Below are 17,294 nucleotides of genomic sequence, written 5' to 3'. Positions count from 1 at the left end.
CGCGGTCCGTACGATGGGCGGAGGCGAGCCATGATCATCGCCGGAAGGGCCCGGCATGTCTGACCGCCTCATGCTTCTCGACACCGCGTCGCTGTACTTCCGCGCGTTCTACGGCGTCCCCGACAAGGTGAAGGCCGACGACGGCACGTCCGTCAACGCCGTGCGGGGTCTGCTCGACATCATCGCCAAGCTCGGCACGACCTACGAACCGACGCGGCTCGTGGCCTGCTGGGACGATGACTGGCGGCCGGGGTGGCGGGTGGATCTGCTTCCGACGTACAAGGCTCACCGAGTCGTGCAGACCGTCGACGGCGCGCCCGACGTCGAAGAGGTCCCGCCCGCGCTGACGGCGCAGATCCCGCTCATCCGCGAAACGCTCGAAACGCTCGGTATCTCGATCGTCGGCGCCGCCGACCACGAGGCGGACGACGTCATCGGCACACTCGCCACCCACGCCGACGCCCCCGTCGACATCGTCACCGGCGACCGCGACCTGTTCCAGCTCGTCGACGACGAGCGCGCCGTGCGCGTCATCTATACCGCCCGGGGAATGAGCAACCTCGAGATCATCGATGACGCAGCCGTCCAGGCGCGCTACGGAATCCGCGCGAGTCAATACGCCGATTTCGCGGCCCTGCGGGGTGACCCCTCCGATGGGCTGCCGGGTGTCCCGGGCATCGGCGAGAAATCTGCCGCGGCGCTGCTGGCCGCGTCCGGCGACCTCGACGGCATCCGGGCCGCCGCCGCCGACGGCACCGCGGGAACCCCCGCCCAACGGGCCAAGATCCTGGCCGCCGGCGAGTACCTCGACGTGGCGCCGACGGTGGTGCGGGTCGCGCGCGACCTCGACCTCGTCCCGACCGATGACCGCATCCTCGTCGACGACGCCCGCGCCGAGGCCGCCGCGAAGTTGGCCGAGCGGTGGAACCTCGGTACGTCGATGACCCGAGCCGTCGCGGCCCTGCGCCGCTGACGTCAGCGGTCGCGCGCGAGCCACTCTCGCAGCCGGTGCAAAGGCCACGTCGTGATGATGCGTTCGGCCGGCACGCCCGCCGCCTCGGCGCGGGCCGCGCCATGATCCAGCAGCGACAGCTGGCCCGGCGCGTGCGCGTCCGAGTCGATCGAGAACAGGCATCCCTCCGCCAGGGCGAGGGCGAGCAGATCGTCCGGCGGGTCCTGGCGTTCGGGACGCGAGTTGATCTCGACGGCTACCCCCGACGCCACGCACGCCGCGAACACCGCTCTCGCGTCGAACTCCGATGGCGGGCGTGTCCCGCGTGAGCCCTCCACGAGTCGCCCCGTGACGTGGCCCAACACATTCACCCGCGGATCACCGACCGCCGCGACGAGGCGACGCGTCATCGCCGGCGCCTCCATGCGCAGCTTCGAATGAACGGATGCCACGACGACATCGAGCTCGCGAAGCAGGGCGTCCTCCTGGTCGAGACCGCCGTCATCCAGGATGTCGACCTCGATGCCCGTCAGCAGCGAGAAGCGATCGTCCGAGAATCCGCGCACGATCTCGATCTGCTCACGCAGCCGCGCGGGCGACAGCCCGTTGGCCACGGTGAGCCGAGGCGAGTGATCCGTCAGCGCGAGGTACTCGTGCCCCAGCCGCCGCGCGGCCTCGACCATCGGCTCGATCGGCGTCAGTCCGTCCGACCAGTCGCTGTGGCTGTGCAGATCGCCGCGGAGCGCCGCCCGCAGTTCTCCCCCGCCGACCACCCCTGCCGCTGCGCGCAACACCGCCAAGCGCTCGGGCACACCGCCGTCCAGCGCCTCGCGGATCACCGCGAACGTCGAGTCTCCGATGCCCGGACGCCGGCGCAGCCCGGGATCGCGCAGCTCCTCGTCGCTCAGTCCGTCGATGGCCGCGGCGGCCGTGCGGAACGCCTTCGACTTGTAGCGCGACGATCTCTCCCGCTCGAGCAGGTACGCGATCTCGGTGAGCGCGTCGAGCGGGTGCATGTTCAGCCCGCCAGCTCGCGGGTCGTCGCCACCCACTCGTCCAGCTTCTTCAGCGCACGACCATCGTCGACCGCCGCCGCCGCGTCGGACATGGCCTCGGCGAGGCGCTCCAGGATCGGGCGCTGCACCTCGGCGGCATCCTGGAACAACCGGTACGACACGAGCCCCGCAGCCGCGTTGAGCAGGACGATGTCGCGCACGGCCCCGGTCTCGCCCGCGAGCGTCCGTCGCACGACCTCGGCGTTATGATCGGGCGACCCACCGAGCAGGTCGTCGATGTCGGCCAGGGGGATGCCGAGATCCCGGGGATCCAGATCGTGCTCGTGCACGTCGCCCCGGCTGATCTCCCAGATGCGGCTGTGCCCGGTCGTCGTGAGCTCGTCGAGTCCGTCGTCGCCGCGGAACACTAGGGCCGTCGCCCCGCGCGTGCGGAAGACGCCCGTGATGAGCGGGACCCGATCGAGATGCGCAACCCCGACCGCGTTGGCCTCGGCGCGGGCAGGGTTGCACAGCGGACCGAGGAAGTTGAACACCGTGGGGACGCCGAGCTCGGCACGCGTCGGGCCCGCGTGACGGAATCCCGGGTGGAATGCGGCGGCGAAGGCGAACGTGATGCCGGTGCGCTCGAGAGTCGCGGCCACGGCGTCAGGGTCGAGGGTCAGCGCGATACCGAGGGAGGACAACACGTCGGAGGATCCGGAGGCCGAGCTGGCGGCGCGGTTGCCGTGCTTGACGACGGGGACTCCGGATGCCGCAGCCACGACCGCCGCCATCGTCGAAACGTTGACGGTGCCGTAGCGATCGCCGCCGGTGCCGACGATGTCGAGCACTTCGGCGCGGACGGGCAGCGGTACGGCGGCTTCCAGGATCGCGTCGCGGAACCCGACGATCTCCTCGACCGTCTCGCCCTTCGCGCGCAGCGCGATGAGGAAGCCGGCCAGCTGAGAGGGTGTCGCCTCGCCCGCCATGACGCGACGCATCGCCCACGTCGACTCCGACACGCTGAGGTCGCGACCCTCCAGCAGAGAGGTGAGCAGATCGGGCCAGGTGAAGGGTTCCGCCATGCCACGATCCTTCCACACACGGCGTGTCGTCCTCGGTCGTGGGGCACGGTTGGAGAACCCGTTCCGCACCGGGGATTCCTTGCGGATTCTTAGGTATCCCTAAGTCTCGACGATGGAATAACTCCAGCGGGAGATGGGAATATCGCCGCGTTGGATCCCGCATAATGGGATGGTGACGACCCCAGCGACGTACTCCCAGGCCGTGCGTGCCGTGAAGCGGCCCGATCCGGTCGCCGTCGGCACCATCGTGTGGCTGGGCAGCGAAGTCATGTTCTTCGCCGGCCTGTTCGCGATCTACTTCACTCTGCGCAGCACGTCCGCGCCCCTATGGGCCGAAGAGACGCAGCTGCTCAACGTCCCCTTCGCGACCGTCAACACGATCATCCTCGTGCTGTCCTCGGTCACGTGCCAGATGGGCGTCTTCGCCGCCGAGCGGTACCAGCCGTACCGCACCGGCAAGCGAGTCGGTCTGGCCAAGTGGGGAATGGTGGAGTGGTTCTACCTCACCTTCATCCTTGGCGCGATCTTCGTGTCGGGTCAGGTGTGGGAGTACGCGACGCTGGTGACCGAGGGCATGCCCATCAGCGCCAACCCCTACGCGTCGGCCTTCTACCTGACCACCGGCTTCCACGCCCTGCACGTGACGGGCGGCCTCATCGCCTTCCTGCTCGTGATCGGCCGGGCGTACGCCGTGAAGAACTTCGGTCGCAAAGAGATGACCACCTCGATCGTCGTGTCCTACTACTGGCACTTCGTCGACGTCGTCTGGATTGCACTGTTCTTCGTCATCTACTTCCTGAAGTAAGAGAGCTGTACCCCACATGGCACGAGAGAAGAAGCCGCGTCGCTCCAACGGACGCCGCAGCCCCCTGGCCGCCGCCGCGTTGATCGGTATCGGTCTGCTGCTGACCGGCGGCATCTACGCCGGCGCATCGGCCGCTATGGCCGCGACCGACACCCCCACGAGCGCCTCCAACTCGGCCAGCACGGTCGACGAGGGCAAGAAGCTCTTCCAGGCCAACTGCGCGACCTGCCACGGTCTCGACCTGCAGGGCAGCCAGCAGGGGCCCTCGCTGTTCGGCGTCGGCGAGCTCTCGGTCCACTTCCAGGTGTCGACCGGTCGCATGCCGCTGCAGGCCCAGGGCCCGCAGGCTCCGCAGAAGCCGGTGCAGTTCACCGACGAGCAGATCAACGCGATCGCCGCCTACGTGCAGTCCGCCGCTCCCGGGCCGACGTACCCATCCGAGGAGATCGTCGACGGCGAGGGCGATGTGTCCCACGGCGCCGAGCTGTTCCGCATCAACTGCGCCATGTGCCACAACGTGGCCGGCGCCGGCGGCGCTCTCACCGAGGGCAAGTGGGCGCCCGACCTGCACACGGTCACCCCGGTCAACATGTATGCGGCGATGGTCACCGGTCCGCAGAACATGCCGGTCTTCAACGACCTCAACCTCACGCCCGAAGACAAGCGCGACGTCATCTCGTACCTGATGTTCCTTCAGAAGTCCGAGTCCCCCGGCGGGTACGCACTCGGATCACTCGGTCCGGTCTCTGAGGGTCTGTTCATCTGGATCTTCGGCATCGGGGCGCTCATCGCGCTCACCGTGTGGATCACGGCGAAGTCCAACTGATCGTCGTCATCGACATTACGTAACGTACGAGGAGCACCATGGCACACGAGGAAGACGCACTCGAGCACGAGAGGGCTTCATGGAAGCCCGGCTCCGGGCTCGCCGTCGCGGTTCCCGACCCCGTGCAGAACCCCGGTATCCCGGGGCACCGCCAGCGCATGACCGATCAGGACCCGCAGGCGATGAAGCGTGCGGTCCGCACGGTCTACACGCTGTTCTACTTCTCGGTCGCGGCGAGCATCTGGGCGAGCATCGCCTACATGATCTTCCCGATCGAGTCGGGCGCGCTGATCGACATCCGGTACAACAACCTCTTCATCGGTCTGGGCATCGCGTTCGCGCTGCTGGCGATCGGCATCGGCGCGATCCACTGGTCGAAGTCGGTCATGTCCGACAAGGAGCACATCGAAGACCGCCACGCGACGCGTGGGCGCGATGCGACCCGCGAAGGTGCGATCAACGCCTTCGTCGAGGCCGACAAAGACTCCGGTTTCGGTCGACGTGAGATCATCCGCAACTCGATGTTCGCGGCGCTGCTCGCCTCGGTGATCCCCGGCATCACGTTGTTCCGCGGTCTCGCCCCTCAGGACGTCGACCCGGTTGAGGCGCTCAGCCACACCATGTGGAAGGGCGGCATGCGCCTGGCGCACGACCCGTCCGGACGGCCGATCCGCGCCGCCGACGTCACGCTCGGCTCCGCGTTCCACGTCATCCCCGAAGAGCTCGCGGGCCTCGGCCACGACGAGGGCTATCTCGAGGAGAAGGCGAAGGCGATCGTCCTGCTCATGCGTCTGCAGCCCGAGCAGCTGAACCCCGAGACCAACCGCATGGACTGGACGTACGACGGCATCGTCGCGTACTCCAAGGTCTGCACGCACGTCGGCTGCCCCGTCGCCCTGTACGAGCAGCAGACCCACCACCTCCTGTGCCCCTGCCACCAGTCGCAGTTCGACGTCGCCAACGGAGCGGCCGTCATCTTCGGCCCGGCCGCCCGTCCCCTGCCGCAGCTCCCCATCTCCGTCGACGCCGAGGGCTACCTCGTCGCGCAGAGTGACTTCGAAGAGCCCGTCGGCCCCAGCTTCTGGGAGCGCTCATGAGCACCGCCACCCACCCCACGGAGAACGTGACCACCGAACCGGCGGTCTACTCGGGCCCGCCGAAGGCAGACCTCAACGGCAAGCCCCTCGGTGGCCGGTTCGTCGGCGCCGCCGCGAACTACCTCGACGAGCGCACGAGCATCTCGGGCATCGTCAAAGAGCTCGGTCGGAAGATCTTCCCTGACCACTGGTCGTTCATGCTGGGCGAGATCGCCCTGTGGAGCTTCGTCGTCGTTCTGCTCTCGGGCACGTTCCTGACGTTCTTCTTCCAGGCCTCGATGGTCGAGACGCACTACAACGGCGCCTACGAGCCGATGCGCGGTATCGCGATGTCCGCGGCGATGGAGTCCGCGCTGCACATTTCGTTCGATCTCCGCGGCGGCCTGCTCGTCCGTCAGATCCACCACTGGGCCGCGCTGGTGTTCGTCGCCGGTATCGGCGTGCACATGCTCCGCGTGTTCTTCACCGGCGCCTTCCGCAAGCCGCGCGAACTGAACTGGGTCGTCGGCTTCATCCTCTTCATCCTCGCGATGGCCGAGGGCTTCACCGGCTACTCCCTCCCCGATGACCTCCTCTCGGGTAACGGTCTCCGCATCATCGACGGCATGATCAAGGGTCTCCCCCTGATCGGCACATGGACGTCGTTCCTGCTGTTCGGCGGCGAGTTCCCGGGCACCGCGATCGTCGGGCGCCTCTACACGCTGCACATCCTGCTGCTGCCGGCGATCCTCGTGGCGCTGCTGGCCGTGCACCTCATGCTGATGATCATCAACAAGCACACGCAGTTCGCGGGCCCGGCCCGGACGAACAGCAACGTCGTGGGCTACCCGATCCTCCCGGTGTACGCGTCCAAGATGGGCGGGTTCTTCTTCATCACCTTCGGTGTGATCGTGCTGATCGCCGCACTGGTGACGATCAACCCGATCTGGAACTACGGTCCGTACGACCCGTCCCCGGTGTCGGCCGGTACTCAGCCCGACTGGTACATCGGCTTCGCCGACGGCATGCTGCGCCTGATCCCGCCGCACCTCGAGTTCGTGCTCTGGGGCCACACCTGGTCTTGGAACATCATCATCCCGGTCGGTGTGCTGGGTCTGTTCATCGTGCTCGTGCTGATCTACCCGTTCATCGAGGCGTGGATCACCGGTGACAAGCGCGAGCACCACATCGCACAGCGTCCCCGCAACGCCGCCACTCGCACGGCCATCGGCGCCGCCGGTGTCACGTTCTACGCGGTCATGTGGGCTGCCGCCTCGTCCGACATCATGGCGACGCACTTCCACCTCACGATGGAGGGCGTCATCCACGCCCTGCAGGCGCTGCTCATCGTCGGCCCGATCATCGCGTACTTCGTCACGAAGCGCATCTGCATCGCGCTGCAGAAGAAGGATCGCGAGATCGCGCTGCACGGCTACGAGTCCGGCCGCATCGTGCGTCTCCCCGGGGGCGAGTACATCGAGGTCCACCAGCCCGTGGACGAGTACGAGCGCTGGAAGCTGGTCGACAACGAGACGTACGAGCCTCTCGTGGTGCGGCCGAACGCCAAGGGTCAGATCTCGGCTCTCCAGAACTTCCGCGCTTCGGTGTCGCGGTGGTTCTTCGAAGACCGCCTCACTCCGCTGACGCAGGCCGAGCTCGACTCCGCGGTGGCTCACCAGCACCACGAGCTCGACCACATCGACCACGAGGAGACCGACGAGATCGCCGGTGCGAATGCTCGGGCCGACGCCGAGGGCCGGCCTCACATGGCAATCGGTGAGCGCGTCGAGGTCGAGCTCCCCGCCCCGAAGGGCCTGGGTGAGCAGAACCCGCCTCACGGCGACAAGAGCGAGTAGTCATCACGACGGAACCCCGGTGCTTCGGCATCGGGGTTCCGTCGTTCTCGGGTTCTTCGCGACGGGATGCCGAACTGGCAGGATGCCGTGGCTGAGTGGCATCCCAGGCACTCCCCCGCCGGGGCACGCAGCTCTACCGTGGTGCCATGAACGACGCCGAGAGCTACTTCTCACACCGACTCGCCTTCGAGACGGATCCCTCCGACGTCTATGCCGCGCAGCGGGCGGGCGACTCCTTCGTCCTGGTCGACGTCCGCGGTGACGACGCGTGGGCACAGGGACGCATCACCGGCGCGGTCCACATCCCCTATCGCCAGATCGCCGATCGCGCCCCGAGTGAACTCGATCGCAAGATTCCGGTGGTGGTGTACTGCTGGAGCCCCGGATGCAACGCCGGTCAGAAGGGTGCCCTCGAGTTCGCCCGGCTCGGGTACCAGGTTCGCGAGATGATCGGCGGGTACGAGTACTGGGTGCGCGAAGGCCAACCGTACGAGAACGATGAGGGCCCGCTCGAGCGCGTCTTCGACCCGACCGTGATGGTCGTCCGGCGCTGAGGAGAGCCGCCCCGAGCTCTGGCCTAGGCTGACCCAGTGGTGCATCCTCCCCTCGAACCTTTCATGACAGGCTTCCTCTCTCGGCCCGACGGCGCTCAGTTGTACTGGGAGGCATCGGGCAACCCCGATGGACGCCCCGCGCTCTACCTGCATGGCGGCCCAGGCGGTGGGCTCGGTCGGGGTGGCTACCGTCGACACTTCGATCCGACTCGGCACCTCATCGTGGGAATCGACCAGCGCGGATGTGGACGCAGCACCCCCTGGGCATGCGACCGCCTCGACACGCTCGAGACGCAGACCATGACCCACCTCATCGCCGACATCGAAGCGGTACGCGAGCATCTCGGCATCCACGAGTGGTTGCTGCACGGCGTCTCGTGGGGATCGACGCTCGCGCTCGCGTATGCGCTCGCACATCCCGAGCGGGTGACGGAGATCGTCAACCTCGCGGTCACGACTGGCGGGCGGACCGAGATCGACTGGATCACCGACGGCATGAGACCGGTGTTCCCGGAGGCGCACTCGCACCTGCGAGAGCCTCTGCGCCCGGACGAGCGGACCATCGAGGGATACGCCCGCCTCCTGCGCGACGTCGACCCCGCGGTGCGCACGGATGCCGCGGAGCGGTGGGATGCATGGGAAGCCACACATATCTCGTTGGGGCCCCTCGCCACCCCCGGGCCGCTGCACGACGACGCACGGCACCGTCTGAACTTCGCCACGCTCGTGACTCACTACTGGGCGAACGACTGCTTCCTGCCGGGCGAGAACGCGGTCATGGCTCGCGCTCATCGACTGGCCGGGATTCCCGGAGTCCTCGTGCACGGACGACGTGACATCAGCGGCCCCGTCCTCACGGCGTGGGAACTGCATCGAACCTGGCCGGGAAGCCTCCTACACGTCGTCGAGGAGGACGGGCACGGTGGGCCCGCGAGCGTCGAGATCGCCACCCGGGCGATCGACGACTTCGCCACGCGCGCCAGCGCGGTGTGAGTCAGGATGCCGCCCTCAGGCGGTCTCGACGTCCTCGGTGAACCACCGCGCCGCCGATCCGAAGAAGACGGGCGCTGAATCCGGGTCTTCATCGTCGACGACATCGCAGACGACGACCGTGACGTTGTCACGAGTGCCGGCTTCCAGAGCGAGCTCGACGGACGAGGCGGCCGCCGCACGGGGGTCGCCGGCTTCCGAGACGAGGCGTGCGACATCCGCTTCGGGCACATAGTCGGTGAGTCCGTCGCTGCAGAGCACCCATCGATCGCCGAGCCGGGGCTCGTGCGTCGCGACCGACACCACGTCTCCCTCAGAGCCCGCGAGCGACGCGGTGATGATGTTGCGTCGCGGGTGCGCGGCCGCGGCCTCCGGCGAGATGATCCCATGATCGACGAGGGCCTGCACGTAGGAGTCGTCGCGCGTCTGACGCGAGAACTCTCCGTCCCGAAGGAGATAGGCCCGAGAGTCGCCCGCGTGCGCGAGGAGCAGCTCGGAACCCGCACCGAGGAAGACCCCCGTGAAAGTCGTCGCCATGCCCTCCAGGGCCGGGTTGCGTTCGACGTGAGCGCGGATGTCCCAGTTCGCCTCGCGGATGCGCACGAGGAGCCCGTCGGCATCGAGTCCGGCACCGCGAGTGGCGACCAGACGATGCACGAGAGCGGCAGACGCCAGATCGCCGGAGGGGCCACCGCCGACGCCATCGGCCACCGCCGCACCCCAGGACGCCGCGAACGCGGCGTCCTGGTTGGTCGGACGGTGGGCGCCGGCGTCAGAGACGGCGGCCGTATTCAACCGAAGGGGCACAGGATCAGCGCGCGAAGTACCCGCGGTAGTACTCGTAGACCCAGCCGACGATGGCGATGGCGAAGATGCAGAAGGCCACCGGCACGAGCCAGCTGCCGACCGCCAGGCCGATCGCGGCGATGGCCGCCGAACCCGCCAGGACGATGGGCCACCACGACCAGGGGCTGAACTCGCCCATCTCGGGGTCGCCGTCATCGATGTCGGCCGTCAGCGAGTCCTCGGGAAGCTCTCCACGCTGCGCCTTGACCACGCGCCCGATGTAGAACGCGATCATCGACGACATCAGCCCGAGGAAGACGAGGGCGACGGTGCCGACCCACTCGACACCACCGTGCTGAATGAGGCTCCACACCGTGTACACGGCGGCGATGAAGAAACCGAAGGCGGCGAGGAGCCACCAGAGTCCGACATTGGTACGCATGGGTTACTTGACCTCTCCGGCCGCCGCGTCGACGACGGGTGCATCGGGGGCGTCCTTGGCCGGACCGACACCGACAGGAACGCCGGCCTCGGGGTGGTTCAGGTCGAAGGCGGGACGTTCACTGCGAATGCGCGGGATGGACGTGAAGTTGTGACGTGGCGGGGGGCACGAGGTCGCCCACTCAAGCGACGCTCCGTAACCCCACGGGTCGTCGACGGTCACACGCGGTGCCTTGCGTGCCGTGATCCAGACGTTCAGCAGGAACGGGATCATCGAGGCGCCGAGGATCATCGATCCGACGGTGGAGAGCTGGTTGCCCCACGTGAATCCATCGGCGGCGGCGTAGTCCGCGTAGCGGCGCACCATGCCGTCCACGCCCAGCCAGTGCTGGATGAGGAAGGTCATGTGGAAGCCGACGAACAGCATCCAGAAGTGGACCATGCCGAGACGCTCGTTGAGCATCTTGCCCGTCCACTTCGGCCACCAGAAGTAGAAGCCGGCGAACATCGCGAACACGACGGTTCCGAAGACCACGTAGTGGAAGTGGGCCACGACGAAGTACGAGTCCGACAGGTGGAAGTCCAGCGGCGGCGACGCCAGGATGACGCCGGTGAGACCACCGAAGACGAACGACACGAGGAAGCCGAGCGCGAACACCATCGGCGTCTCGAAGGTCACCGAGCCGCGCCACAGCGTGCCGATCCAGTTGAAGATCTTCACGCCGGTCGGCACCGCGATGAGCATCGTCATGAGCGCGAAGAACGGGAGGAGCACACCACCGGTGACATACATGTGGTGCGCCCACACCGCCACCGACAGCGCCGCGATCGCGATCGTGGCGTAGACGAGGGTCTTGTACCCGAAGATCGGCTTACGGCTGAACACCGGGAAGATCTCCGAAACGATGCCGAAGAACGGCAGCGCGATGATGTAGACCTCGGGGTGGCCGAAGAACCAGAACAGGTGCTGCCACAGCAGCACGCCGCCGTTCTCGGGGTTGTAGATCTGGGCGCCCAACACACGGTCGGCGGCGGCGGCGAAGATCGCCGCGGCCAGGACGGGGAACGCCAGCAGGATCAGGATGCTCGTGATGAGCGTGTTCCACGAGAAGATCGGCATGCGCCACATCGTCATGCCCGGAGCTCGCATCGTCAGGACGGTCGTGATGAAGTTCACCGCACCGAGGATGGTGCCGAAACCGCTGATGCCGAGACCGAGCATCCAGAGGTTTCCTCCGACGCCCGGAGAGAAGCTCGCGTTGGCCAACGGTTGATACGCGAACCAGCCGAAGCCAGCCGCACCCTGAGGGGTGAGGAAGCCGGACACGGCGATCGTCGAGCCGAAGAGGAAGAGCCAGAAGGCGAAAGCGTTCAGGCGCGGGAACGCCACGTCAGGCGCACCGATCTGCAGGGGCAGCAGCGCGTTGGCGAAGCCGGCGAACAACGGCGTCGCGAACATGAGCAGCATGATCGTGCCGTGCATTGTGAAGAGCTGGTTGTACTGCTCTTTCGTGGGGATGATCTGCATCCCGGGCTCGAACAGCTCCGCACGGATGATGAGCGCCATCACACCGCCGAGCATGAAGAAGAGCACCGAGGCGATCAGGTACATGTACCCGATCGTCTTGTGGTCGGTGGAGGTGATCCACTTGACGACCAGGTTGCCCTTCTGTTCGACGCGCGTGCTGCTCAGCAGCGCTGCCTGGCGCGGCGGCAGGGTCGTCGGGCGCGAGGGCCCCGTGCCCTGGAGCGGAAGAGTCGTGGCCATGATCACTCGTTCCCTTCGGTGCCGCCGGCCGTGCTGAGGTTCTGCAGGCGGGACAGATCACTGATGTCGCCCACGTCACCGGCTTCGCGCAGCGAGTCGAGGTACGACTCGTACTCGGCCTCGCTGACGACCTTGACGTTGAAGAGCATTGCGGAGTGGTACTCACCGCAGAGCTCGGCGCACTTGCCTTCGTACGTGCCCTCACGAGTGGGCGTGAACGACCATTCGTTGTCGCGACCGATGTACATGTCCTTCTTGTACAGGAAGTCGATGATCCAGAAGGAGTGGATGACATCGCGCGAGCGGAGGTCGATCTTCACCGTCTTGTTGACGGGGAGGTACAGCGTGGGAACGTCCTGCAGGTCGTAACCTTCGCCGGTCGCCTTGGCCTGGACCCCCATCGAGTACACCGCGTCGGAGTTGTCCTCGCGCGTGCCGTTGTACTGGAAGTCCCATGCCCACTGCTTGCCGTATGCCGTGATCGATACATCGGGGTTCTCGTACTGCGTCTCGAGCGTGTTCTGATCACGCGCGGTGAAAGCGAAGAAACCGACGACCAGGATCAGCGGGACGACCGTGTAGAAGATCTCGACGGGCATGTTGTACCGCAACTGCACCGGAAGACCGGCCTGGCCCTTGCGGCGGCGGTACGCGATGACGGCCCAGAGCATGAGGCCCCACGTGATGACACCGACCGCGAGCAGCACGATCCACGAGTTGACCCACAGACCGGCGACCATGTCGGTGTGGTTCGTCGCAGGCGTTCCGTCGTCCACGAAGCCGGGGAGGAACCCGTGCAGCTGCGATGTGCTGCATCCGGCGAGAAGTGCGACGGAAGCGATCCCGACGGGGACGGCTGCCCAACGAAGGCGACGTTTGGAGGGCACAGTGCACCTTTCCGGGTCGTGGATGTTGCTCTCGACAGTCTAGAGCAAGCTCTTACGGTTCTCTGGCCAATCGTCCAGTACCGAAGCATCGAAAACCCCCGGGATTCGCGGTGTGATCCGCGATTCCCGGGGGCCGAGAGATTCGGCGCCGGAGCGTCCTGTCGGGCGTCAGTGGAAGCTGTCGCCGCACGCGCACGAGCCCTGCGCGTTGGGGTTGTCGATCGTGAAGCCCTGCTCCGAGATGGTGTCCTTGAAGTCGATGCTCGCACCGTCGAGGTAGGGCACGCTCATGTCGTCGACGATGACCTCGACACCGTCGAAGTCGGCGACCTTGTCGCCGTCGAGGTACCGCTCGTCGAAGTAGAGCTGGTAGATCAGGCCCGAGCAGCCACCCGGCTGCACGGCGACGCGCAGGCGCAGGTCGTCGCGGCCCTCCTGGGACAGCAAGCTCTTCACCTTGTCGGCAGCGGCGTCGGTCAGGGCGACTCCGTGCTCGCGGGTGACGGCGTGGGGCGACAGTGTCGTGTCGGTCATGGCGTGGCCCTTCGGGTCGTTCGGTCGCGGGGACGAGACGATTCTACGCCCGCCTCGTCCCCGTGGACCCGATCAGACGGTACGGCGGTTCAGGCGTTCCAGGAGGAGCGCCTCCGAGACGAGGGCGTTGCGGAACGTCTCGAGATGCAACGACTCGTTCGGGCTGTGCGCCCGGGCGTGCGGGTCTTCGACACCGGTGACGAGGATCTGGGCGCCGGGGAACTCCCGCACGAGGTCGGCGATGAACGGGATCGAGCCACCGACGCCGACGTCGACGGCATCCACCCCGTACCCCTCCGCGAACGACGCGCGGGCGTCCTCGACCGCCCAGCCGCCGGTGTCGACGAGGAAGGCATCGCCGCAGTCGACATCGCTGAACTCCAGCTGCGCACCGAAGGGTGCGTGGGCGCGCAGGTGCGACTCGATGGCGGAGAAGGCCTCCTCGGCCGACTGCCCCGGAGCGACACGGGCGCTGATGACGACGCGGGTCTGCGGGGCCAGGGTGTTGGACGCGGACTCGACCGGGGTGGCATCCCACCCGGTGATGGTCACGGACGGCTTGTTCCAGAGCCGGCTCAGGATGCTGTCGCGCCCGATCGGCGACACGCCGTCGAGGAGTCCCGACTCGGCGCGAAGGGTGGCCTCGTCGTACTCGGGCGTCTCGGCGTCGCGGACGGCGAGTCCGTCCACCGCCACAGCGCCGTCGTCGTCCCAGAGCGTCGCGAGCAGCTTGACGGTGGCGAGCATGGCATCCGGGACCGCGCCGCCCATCATCCCCGAGTGGGACGCGTGGGCGAGAGTGCGCACGGTGAGCGTGAAACGCGCGTTCCCGCGGAGCGACACCGTCAGGCCGGGGGTCCGCTCGTCCCAGTTGCCGGAGTCGGCCACGACGATGACGTCGGACCGGAGGACGTCCGCGTGATCGACGAGGAACTGCGCGAAGGAGCGGGAGCCGTACTCCTCCTCGCCCTCGATGAACACCGCGATGCCGAGATCGAGATCATCGCCGAGCGCCTCGCTCAGGGCTCGGATCGCCCCGACGTGCACCATGACTCCGGCCTTGTCGTCGGCGGCCCCGCGGCCGTAGAGACGACCATCGCGGACCGTGGGCTCGAACGGCGGGGAGTCCCACAGGGCGTCGTCGCCGGGAGGCTGGACGTCGTGGTGGGCGTACAGCAGCACGGTCGGCCGACCGTTGCGTGCCGGACGGGATGCCAGCACGGCGGGCTGTCCGAGGTCGTCGCTGTCGGCGATCGCGGCGCGCGCCACATCCACCCGTTCGAAGACGCCGGTGCCTCGCAGCAGCTCGGCGACGGCGTCCGCGCTGCGGGCCACCGCCGACTGGTCGAAAGCGGGCCAGGCGATGGAGGGGATGCGGACGAGCGCACCGAGATCGGCGAGGGCTGCGGGGATGCCGTCGGACGCGGTGGCGCGCACGGCATCCTGCCGGGACAGGTCAGGGGTCATGCGGGTAATCTTAAGTCTCCGATCCAGTGAGCTCTCGAGGTTATCCGTGGCCAAGTCCCCCGCCCCCGTCCCGAACGACACCCCCGTCGAATCGGATGCCACCGCCACGGGCAAGGGGCGCGCAACGCCGTCTCGGGCCGAGCAGGAGGCCGCGCGCAAGCGTCCCCTCGTGGCCGATACGAAGGAGGCGAAGGCCCGAGCCCGCGCCGATCTCGCCGCCCAGCGCGAGAAGGCCCGCGTCGGCATGGCCGCCGGCGACGAGCGTTACCTGCCCGTGCGCGACAAGGGTCCGCAGCGCCGTTTCGCGCGCGACTTCGTGGACGCGGGCTGGCACCTCGGCGAGGGCGTGATGCCCTTCATGGTCCTCGTGATCGTTCTGACGCTCGTCCCGAACGGGTTCTTCCAGTACTGGTCTTTCGTGGCGCTGTGGATCTTCATCCTCTTCGTCATCGGCGACATGGTCATCACGTCGATCCGCGTGAAGCGCGCCGCCAAAGAGAAGTTCGGCGAAAGCCGGCTCGAAAAGGGCCTCGGCTGGTATGCCGCGATGCGCACCGTGCAGATGCGGTTCATGCGCCTGCCCAAGGCGCAGGTCAAGCGCGGCCAGCACCCCGCCTGAGCGGGATCCGGCCTCAGCGGCGGCGTATCTCCCGGGACGCGCCGCCGTCGCCGCTTCCGGGTGGCCGCGTCCTCGGCGGGTGGCCGTGCGACGGTCGATCACCGCGCCGGCGTCGGCCCTGTCACGACCGTGCAGCGAGCCCGCGGTTGATCTGCCGAGCCCACAACGGTCCGCGATAGAGGAACGCGGTGTACCCCTGCACGAGGGTTGCCCCGTGCGCCAGCCGCTCGCGGACGTCGGCGGCGGTCTCCACTCCCCCCGCCGAGATTACGACGAAGTCGGCGGGAACGGCGGCGCGCACGAGGTCGAGCACCTCGATGGCGCGCTTCTTCAGAGGCGCGCCGGAGAGCCCTCCGGCACCGGCCGCCTCGACGGTGTCCGGGGCGGTGCGCAGCCCCTCGCGCCCGATGGTCGTGTTGGTGGCGATGATCCCGGCGAGACCCACGTCCACCGCCAGCCGAGCGATGTCCCCCACCTCGTCGTCGGCGAGGTCGGGCGCGATCTTCACCAGGAGAGGGGTCGCACCGGCGGCTTCCCGGACGGCGGACAGAAGAGGACGGAGCGTCTCGACGGCCTGGAGTCCCCGCAGACCCGGGGTGTTGGGCGAGGACACGTTGACGACGAGATAATCGGCGAGCGGGGCGAGCAGACGCGCGCTGCGCACGTAGTCGGTCGTGGCGTCCTCGACGGCGACCGCCCGGCTCTTCCCGATGTTGACCCCGACGACCGGAAGCCGACGCGATCGACGCAGGGAGCGAAGCCGCCGTGCGGCGACCTCGGCCCCCTCGTTGTTGAACCCCATGCGGTTGATCACCGCGCGGTCAGCGATGAGGCGGAACAGTCGGGGCTTGGGGTTGCCCGGCTGCGGGAGTGCGGTGACCGTCCCCACCTCGACATGACCGAAACCCAGGGCGGCCAAACCGCGGACCATGGTCACGTTCTTGTCGAACCCTGCGGCCACGCCGAAGGGAGAGTCGAACGTCAGGCCGAGTGCCTGCACCCGCGTGGAGGAGTCGGGCGCCGTCACGCGTCGGACGACGGATGCCGCCGGCCAGACCCCCGCGGCACGGATGACGAGGGCCGCCAGGTGGTGCGCGAACTCGGGGTCGAAGCGGGTCAAGACCGCGCGAAAAAGAAGGGGATACATCCCCGCCAGGCTACTGGACGTCGTCGACCGGGACGGGCTCGCCCACCGGCCGGGCGGCGTGATCGGCGCGCAACTGCGCGATGGCCGCGTCGAAATCCTCGAGCGACTCGAAGGCCTGGTAGACGCTCGCGAAGCGCAGGTAGGCCACCTCGTCCAGGTCGCGCAGCGGCCCGAGGATCGACAGCCCGATCTCATTCGCCTCGATCTGCGACGACCCGGTCTGACGGATCGTCTCCTCGACCTGCTGAGCGAGCATGGCGAGATCGGCATCCGTCACGGGTCGTCCTTGGCAGGCCTTGCGGACGCCGGACATGACCTTCTCACGGCTGAAGGGCTCCACGACCCCGGAGCGCTTGATGACGTTCAAGCTCGCCGTCTCCACGGTCGAGAAACGCCCGCCGCACTTCGGGCATTGTCGGCGACGACGGATGCTGAGGCCGTCGTCGCTCGTGCGGGAGTCGATGACCCGGGAGTCGGGGTTGCGGCAGAAGGGACAGTGCATGACG

18 protein-coding genes are annotated in these 17,294 nt (G+C 67.7%); 8 read left to right on the top strand and 10 right to left on the bottom strand.

Going from position 1 to position 17,294, the window contains the following annotated elements; all coding sequences use genetic code 11:
• Positions 1–55 precede the first annotated feature (55 nt).
• Positions 56–973, top strand: a complete 918-nt coding sequence (locus tag AC3WLZ_RS06395) for a 5'-3' exonuclease (RefSeq protein ID WP_492469488.1) — start codon at positions 56–58, stop codon at positions 971–973.
• A gap of 2 nt (positions 974–975) precedes the next feature.
• Here AC3WLZ_RS06395 and AC3WLZ_RS06390 read toward each other — a convergent pair whose 3' ends face one another.
• Both AC3WLZ_RS06390 and trpD read right to left on the bottom strand, forming a co-directional pair.
• A complete protein-coding gene (locus AC3WLZ_RS06390; RefSeq protein ID WP_492470949.1) occupies positions 976–1,968 on the bottom strand; it encodes a PHP domain-containing protein in 993 nt (330 codons plus the stop codon).
• Between the two features lie 2 nt (positions 1,969–1,970).
• The gene (gene trpD, locus AC3WLZ_RS06385) at positions 1,971–3,032 is read right to left on the bottom strand and encodes an anthranilate phosphoribosyltransferase (protein WP_492469487.1); all 1,062 of its coding nucleotides are present in this window, start codon (positions 3,030–3,032) and stop codon (positions 1,971–1,973) included.
• Between the two features lie 169 nt (positions 3,033–3,201).
• On the opposite strand from trpD, the gene ctaE reads away from it, so the two are divergent.
• The 6 genes from ctaE (at position 3,202) to AC3WLZ_RS06355 (ending at position 9,142) form a co-directional block, all read left to right on the top strand.
• Positions 3,202–3,837, top strand: a complete 636-nt coding sequence (ctaE, locus tag AC3WLZ_RS06380; protein ID WP_412924254.1) for an aa3-type cytochrome oxidase subunit III — start codon at positions 3,202–3,204, stop codon at positions 3,835–3,837.
• Positions 3,838–3,853: 16 nt separating this feature from the next.
• Positions 3,854–4,663 (top strand): cytochrome bc1 complex diheme cytochrome c subunit, encoded by an 810-nt coding sequence (gene qcrC / locus AC3WLZ_RS06375; protein WP_412924253.1) that lies wholly within the window; start codon positions 3,854–3,856, stop codon positions 4,661–4,663.
• A gap of 38 nt (positions 4,664–4,701) precedes the next feature.
• Positions 4,702–5,760, top strand: coding sequence for a cytochrome bc1 complex Rieske iron-sulfur subunit (gene qcrA / locus AC3WLZ_RS06370; RefSeq protein WP_412924252.1), 1,059 nt, complete (start codon positions 4,702–4,704; stop codon positions 5,758–5,760).
• A complete protein-coding gene (gene qcrB, locus AC3WLZ_RS06365) occupies positions 5,757–7,595 on the top strand; it encodes a cytochrome bc1 complex cytochrome b subunit (RefSeq protein WP_492469486.1) in 1,839 nt (612 codons plus the stop codon). The genes qcrA and qcrB overlap by 4 nt, the downstream gene beginning before the upstream one ends.
• 146 nt (positions 7,596–7,741) lie before the next feature.
• On the top strand, positions 7,742–8,149 hold the full coding sequence (locus AC3WLZ_RS06360; RefSeq protein WP_492469485.1) for a rhodanese-like domain-containing protein: 408 nt from the start codon (positions 7,742–7,744) through the stop codon (positions 8,147–8,149).
• A gap of 63 nt (positions 8,150–8,212) precedes the next feature.
• Entirely contained in the window at positions 8,213–9,142 is a 930-nt protein-coding gene (locus AC3WLZ_RS06355; RefSeq protein ID WP_492469484.1) for an alpha/beta fold hydrolase, read from the top strand.
• A 15-nt stretch (positions 9,143–9,157) separates the two neighbouring features.
• Here AC3WLZ_RS06355 and AC3WLZ_RS06350 read toward each other — a convergent pair whose 3' ends face one another.
• The 6 genes from AC3WLZ_RS06350 to AC3WLZ_RS06325 all read right to left on the bottom strand — a co-directional run bounded on the left by AC3WLZ_RS06350 (position 9,158) and on the right by AC3WLZ_RS06325 (position 15,022).
• Positions 9,158–9,934: a PP2C family protein-serine/threonine phosphatase gene (locus AC3WLZ_RS06350; RefSeq protein ID WP_492469483.1), complete on the bottom strand. Its 777-nt coding sequence runs from the start codon at positions 9,932–9,934 to the stop codon at positions 9,158–9,160.
• Between the two features lie 16 nt (positions 9,935–9,950).
• Positions 9,951–10,367 (bottom strand): cytochrome c oxidase subunit 4, encoded by a 417-nt coding sequence (locus AC3WLZ_RS06345; protein WP_412924247.1) that lies wholly within the window; start codon positions 10,365–10,367, stop codon positions 9,951–9,953.
• Between the two features lie 3 nt (positions 10,368–10,370).
• The gene (gene ctaD, locus AC3WLZ_RS06340) at positions 10,371–12,134 is read right to left on the bottom strand and encodes an aa3-type cytochrome oxidase subunit I (RefSeq protein WP_412924246.1); all 1,764 of its coding nucleotides are present in this window, start codon (positions 12,132–12,134) and stop codon (positions 10,371–10,373) included.
• Between the two features lie 2 nt (positions 12,135–12,136).
• Positions 12,137–13,021, bottom strand: a complete 885-nt coding sequence (ctaC, locus tag AC3WLZ_RS06335) for an aa3-type cytochrome oxidase subunit II (RefSeq protein WP_492469482.1) — start codon at positions 13,019–13,021, stop codon at positions 12,137–12,139.
• 168 nt (positions 13,022–13,189) lie between these two features.
• Positions 13,190–13,555, bottom strand: coding sequence for an iron-sulfur cluster insertion protein ErpA (erpA, locus tag AC3WLZ_RS06330; protein WP_412924244.1), 366 nt, complete (start codon positions 13,553–13,555; stop codon positions 13,190–13,192).
• A 72-nt stretch (positions 13,556–13,627) separates the two neighbouring features.
• Positions 13,628–15,022: a dipeptidase gene (locus AC3WLZ_RS06325; RefSeq protein WP_492469481.1), complete on the bottom strand. Its 1,395-nt coding sequence runs from the start codon at positions 15,020–15,022 to the stop codon at positions 13,628–13,630.
• Between the two features lie 46 nt (positions 15,023–15,068).
• On the opposite strand from AC3WLZ_RS06325, the gene AC3WLZ_RS06320 reads away from it, so the two are divergent.
• Entirely contained in the window at positions 15,069–15,641 is a 573-nt protein-coding gene (locus tag AC3WLZ_RS06320; protein WP_412924242.1) for a DUF3043 domain-containing protein, read from the top strand.
• 121 nt (positions 15,642–15,762) lie between these two features.
• On the opposite strand, the gene AC3WLZ_RS06315 is transcribed toward AC3WLZ_RS06320, so the two are convergent.
• Together AC3WLZ_RS06315 and nrdR are read right to left on the bottom strand one after the other, a co-directional pair.
• Complete coding sequence (locus AC3WLZ_RS06315; RefSeq protein ID WP_492469480.1) at positions 15,763–16,788, bottom strand: quinone-dependent dihydroorotate dehydrogenase; 1,026 nt, start codon at positions 16,786–16,788, stop codon at positions 15,763–15,765.
• A 10-nt stretch (positions 16,789–16,798) separates the two neighbouring features.
• Positions 16,799–17,290, bottom strand: a complete 492-nt coding sequence (gene nrdR / locus AC3WLZ_RS06310) for a transcriptional regulator NrdR (RefSeq protein ID WP_412924240.1) — start codon at positions 17,288–17,290, stop codon at positions 16,799–16,801.
• Between the last annotated feature and the right edge of the window lie 4 nt (positions 17,291–17,294).

The organism is Microbacterium sp. FW305-3-2-15-F-LB2 (assembly GCF_058787255.1).
This window is presented reverse-complemented; position numbering and strand designations above follow the sequence as displayed.

Excerpts from the sequence above, each read along its gene's own strand:
- AC3WLZ_RS06395 (WP_492469488.1), top strand. The coding sequence starts at position 56 with ATGTCTGACCGCCTCATGCTTCTCGACACCGCGTCGCTGTACTTCCGC.
- AC3WLZ_RS06390 (WP_492470949.1), bottom strand. The coding sequence starts at position 1,968 with ATGCACCCGCTCGACGCGCTCACCGAGATCGCGTACCTGCTCGAGCGG.
- trpD (WP_492469487.1), bottom strand. The coding sequence starts at position 3,032 with ATGGCGGAACCCTTCACCTGGCCCGATCTGCTCACCTCTCTGCTGGAG.
- ctaE (WP_412924254.1), top strand. The coding sequence starts at position 3,202 with ATGGTGACGACCCCAGCGACGTACTCCCAGGCCGTGCGTGCCGTGAAG.
- qcrC (WP_412924253.1), top strand. The coding sequence starts at position 3,854 with ATGGCACGAGAGAAGAAGCCGCGTCGCTCCAACGGACGCCGCAGCCCC.
- qcrA (WP_412924252.1), top strand. The coding sequence starts at position 4,702 with ATGGCACACGAGGAAGACGCACTCGAGCACGAGAGGGCTTCATGGAAG.
- qcrB (WP_492469486.1), top strand. The coding sequence starts at position 5,757 with ATGAGCACCGCCACCCACCCCACGGAGAACGTGACCACCGAACCGGCG.
- AC3WLZ_RS06360 (WP_492469485.1), top strand. The coding sequence starts at position 7,742 with ATGAACGACGCCGAGAGCTACTTCTCACACCGACTCGCCTTCGAGACG.
- AC3WLZ_RS06355 (WP_492469484.1), top strand. The coding sequence starts at position 8,213 with ATGACAGGCTTCCTCTCTCGGCCCGACGGCGCTCAGTTGTACTGGGAG.
- AC3WLZ_RS06345 (WP_412924247.1), bottom strand. The coding sequence starts at position 10,367 with ATGCGTACCAATGTCGGACTCTGGTGGCTCCTCGCCGCCTTCGGTTTC.
- ctaD (WP_412924246.1), bottom strand. The coding sequence starts at position 12,134 with ATGGCCACGACTCTTCCGCTCCAGGGCACGGGGCCCTCGCGCCCGACG.
- erpA (WP_412924244.1), bottom strand. The coding sequence starts at position 13,555 with ATGACCGACACGACACTGTCGCCCCACGCCGTCACCCGCGAGCACGGA.
- AC3WLZ_RS06325 (WP_492469481.1), bottom strand. The coding sequence starts at position 15,022 with ATGACCCCTGACCTGTCCCGGCAGGATGCCGTGCGCGCCACCGCGTCC.
- AC3WLZ_RS06315 (WP_492469480.1), bottom strand. The coding sequence starts at position 16,788 with ATGTATCCCCTTCTTTTTCGCGCGGTCTTGACCCGCTTCGACCCCGAG.
- nrdR (WP_412924240.1), bottom strand. The coding sequence starts at position 17,290 with ATGCACTGTCCCTTCTGCCGCAACCCCGACTCCCGGGTCATCGACTCC.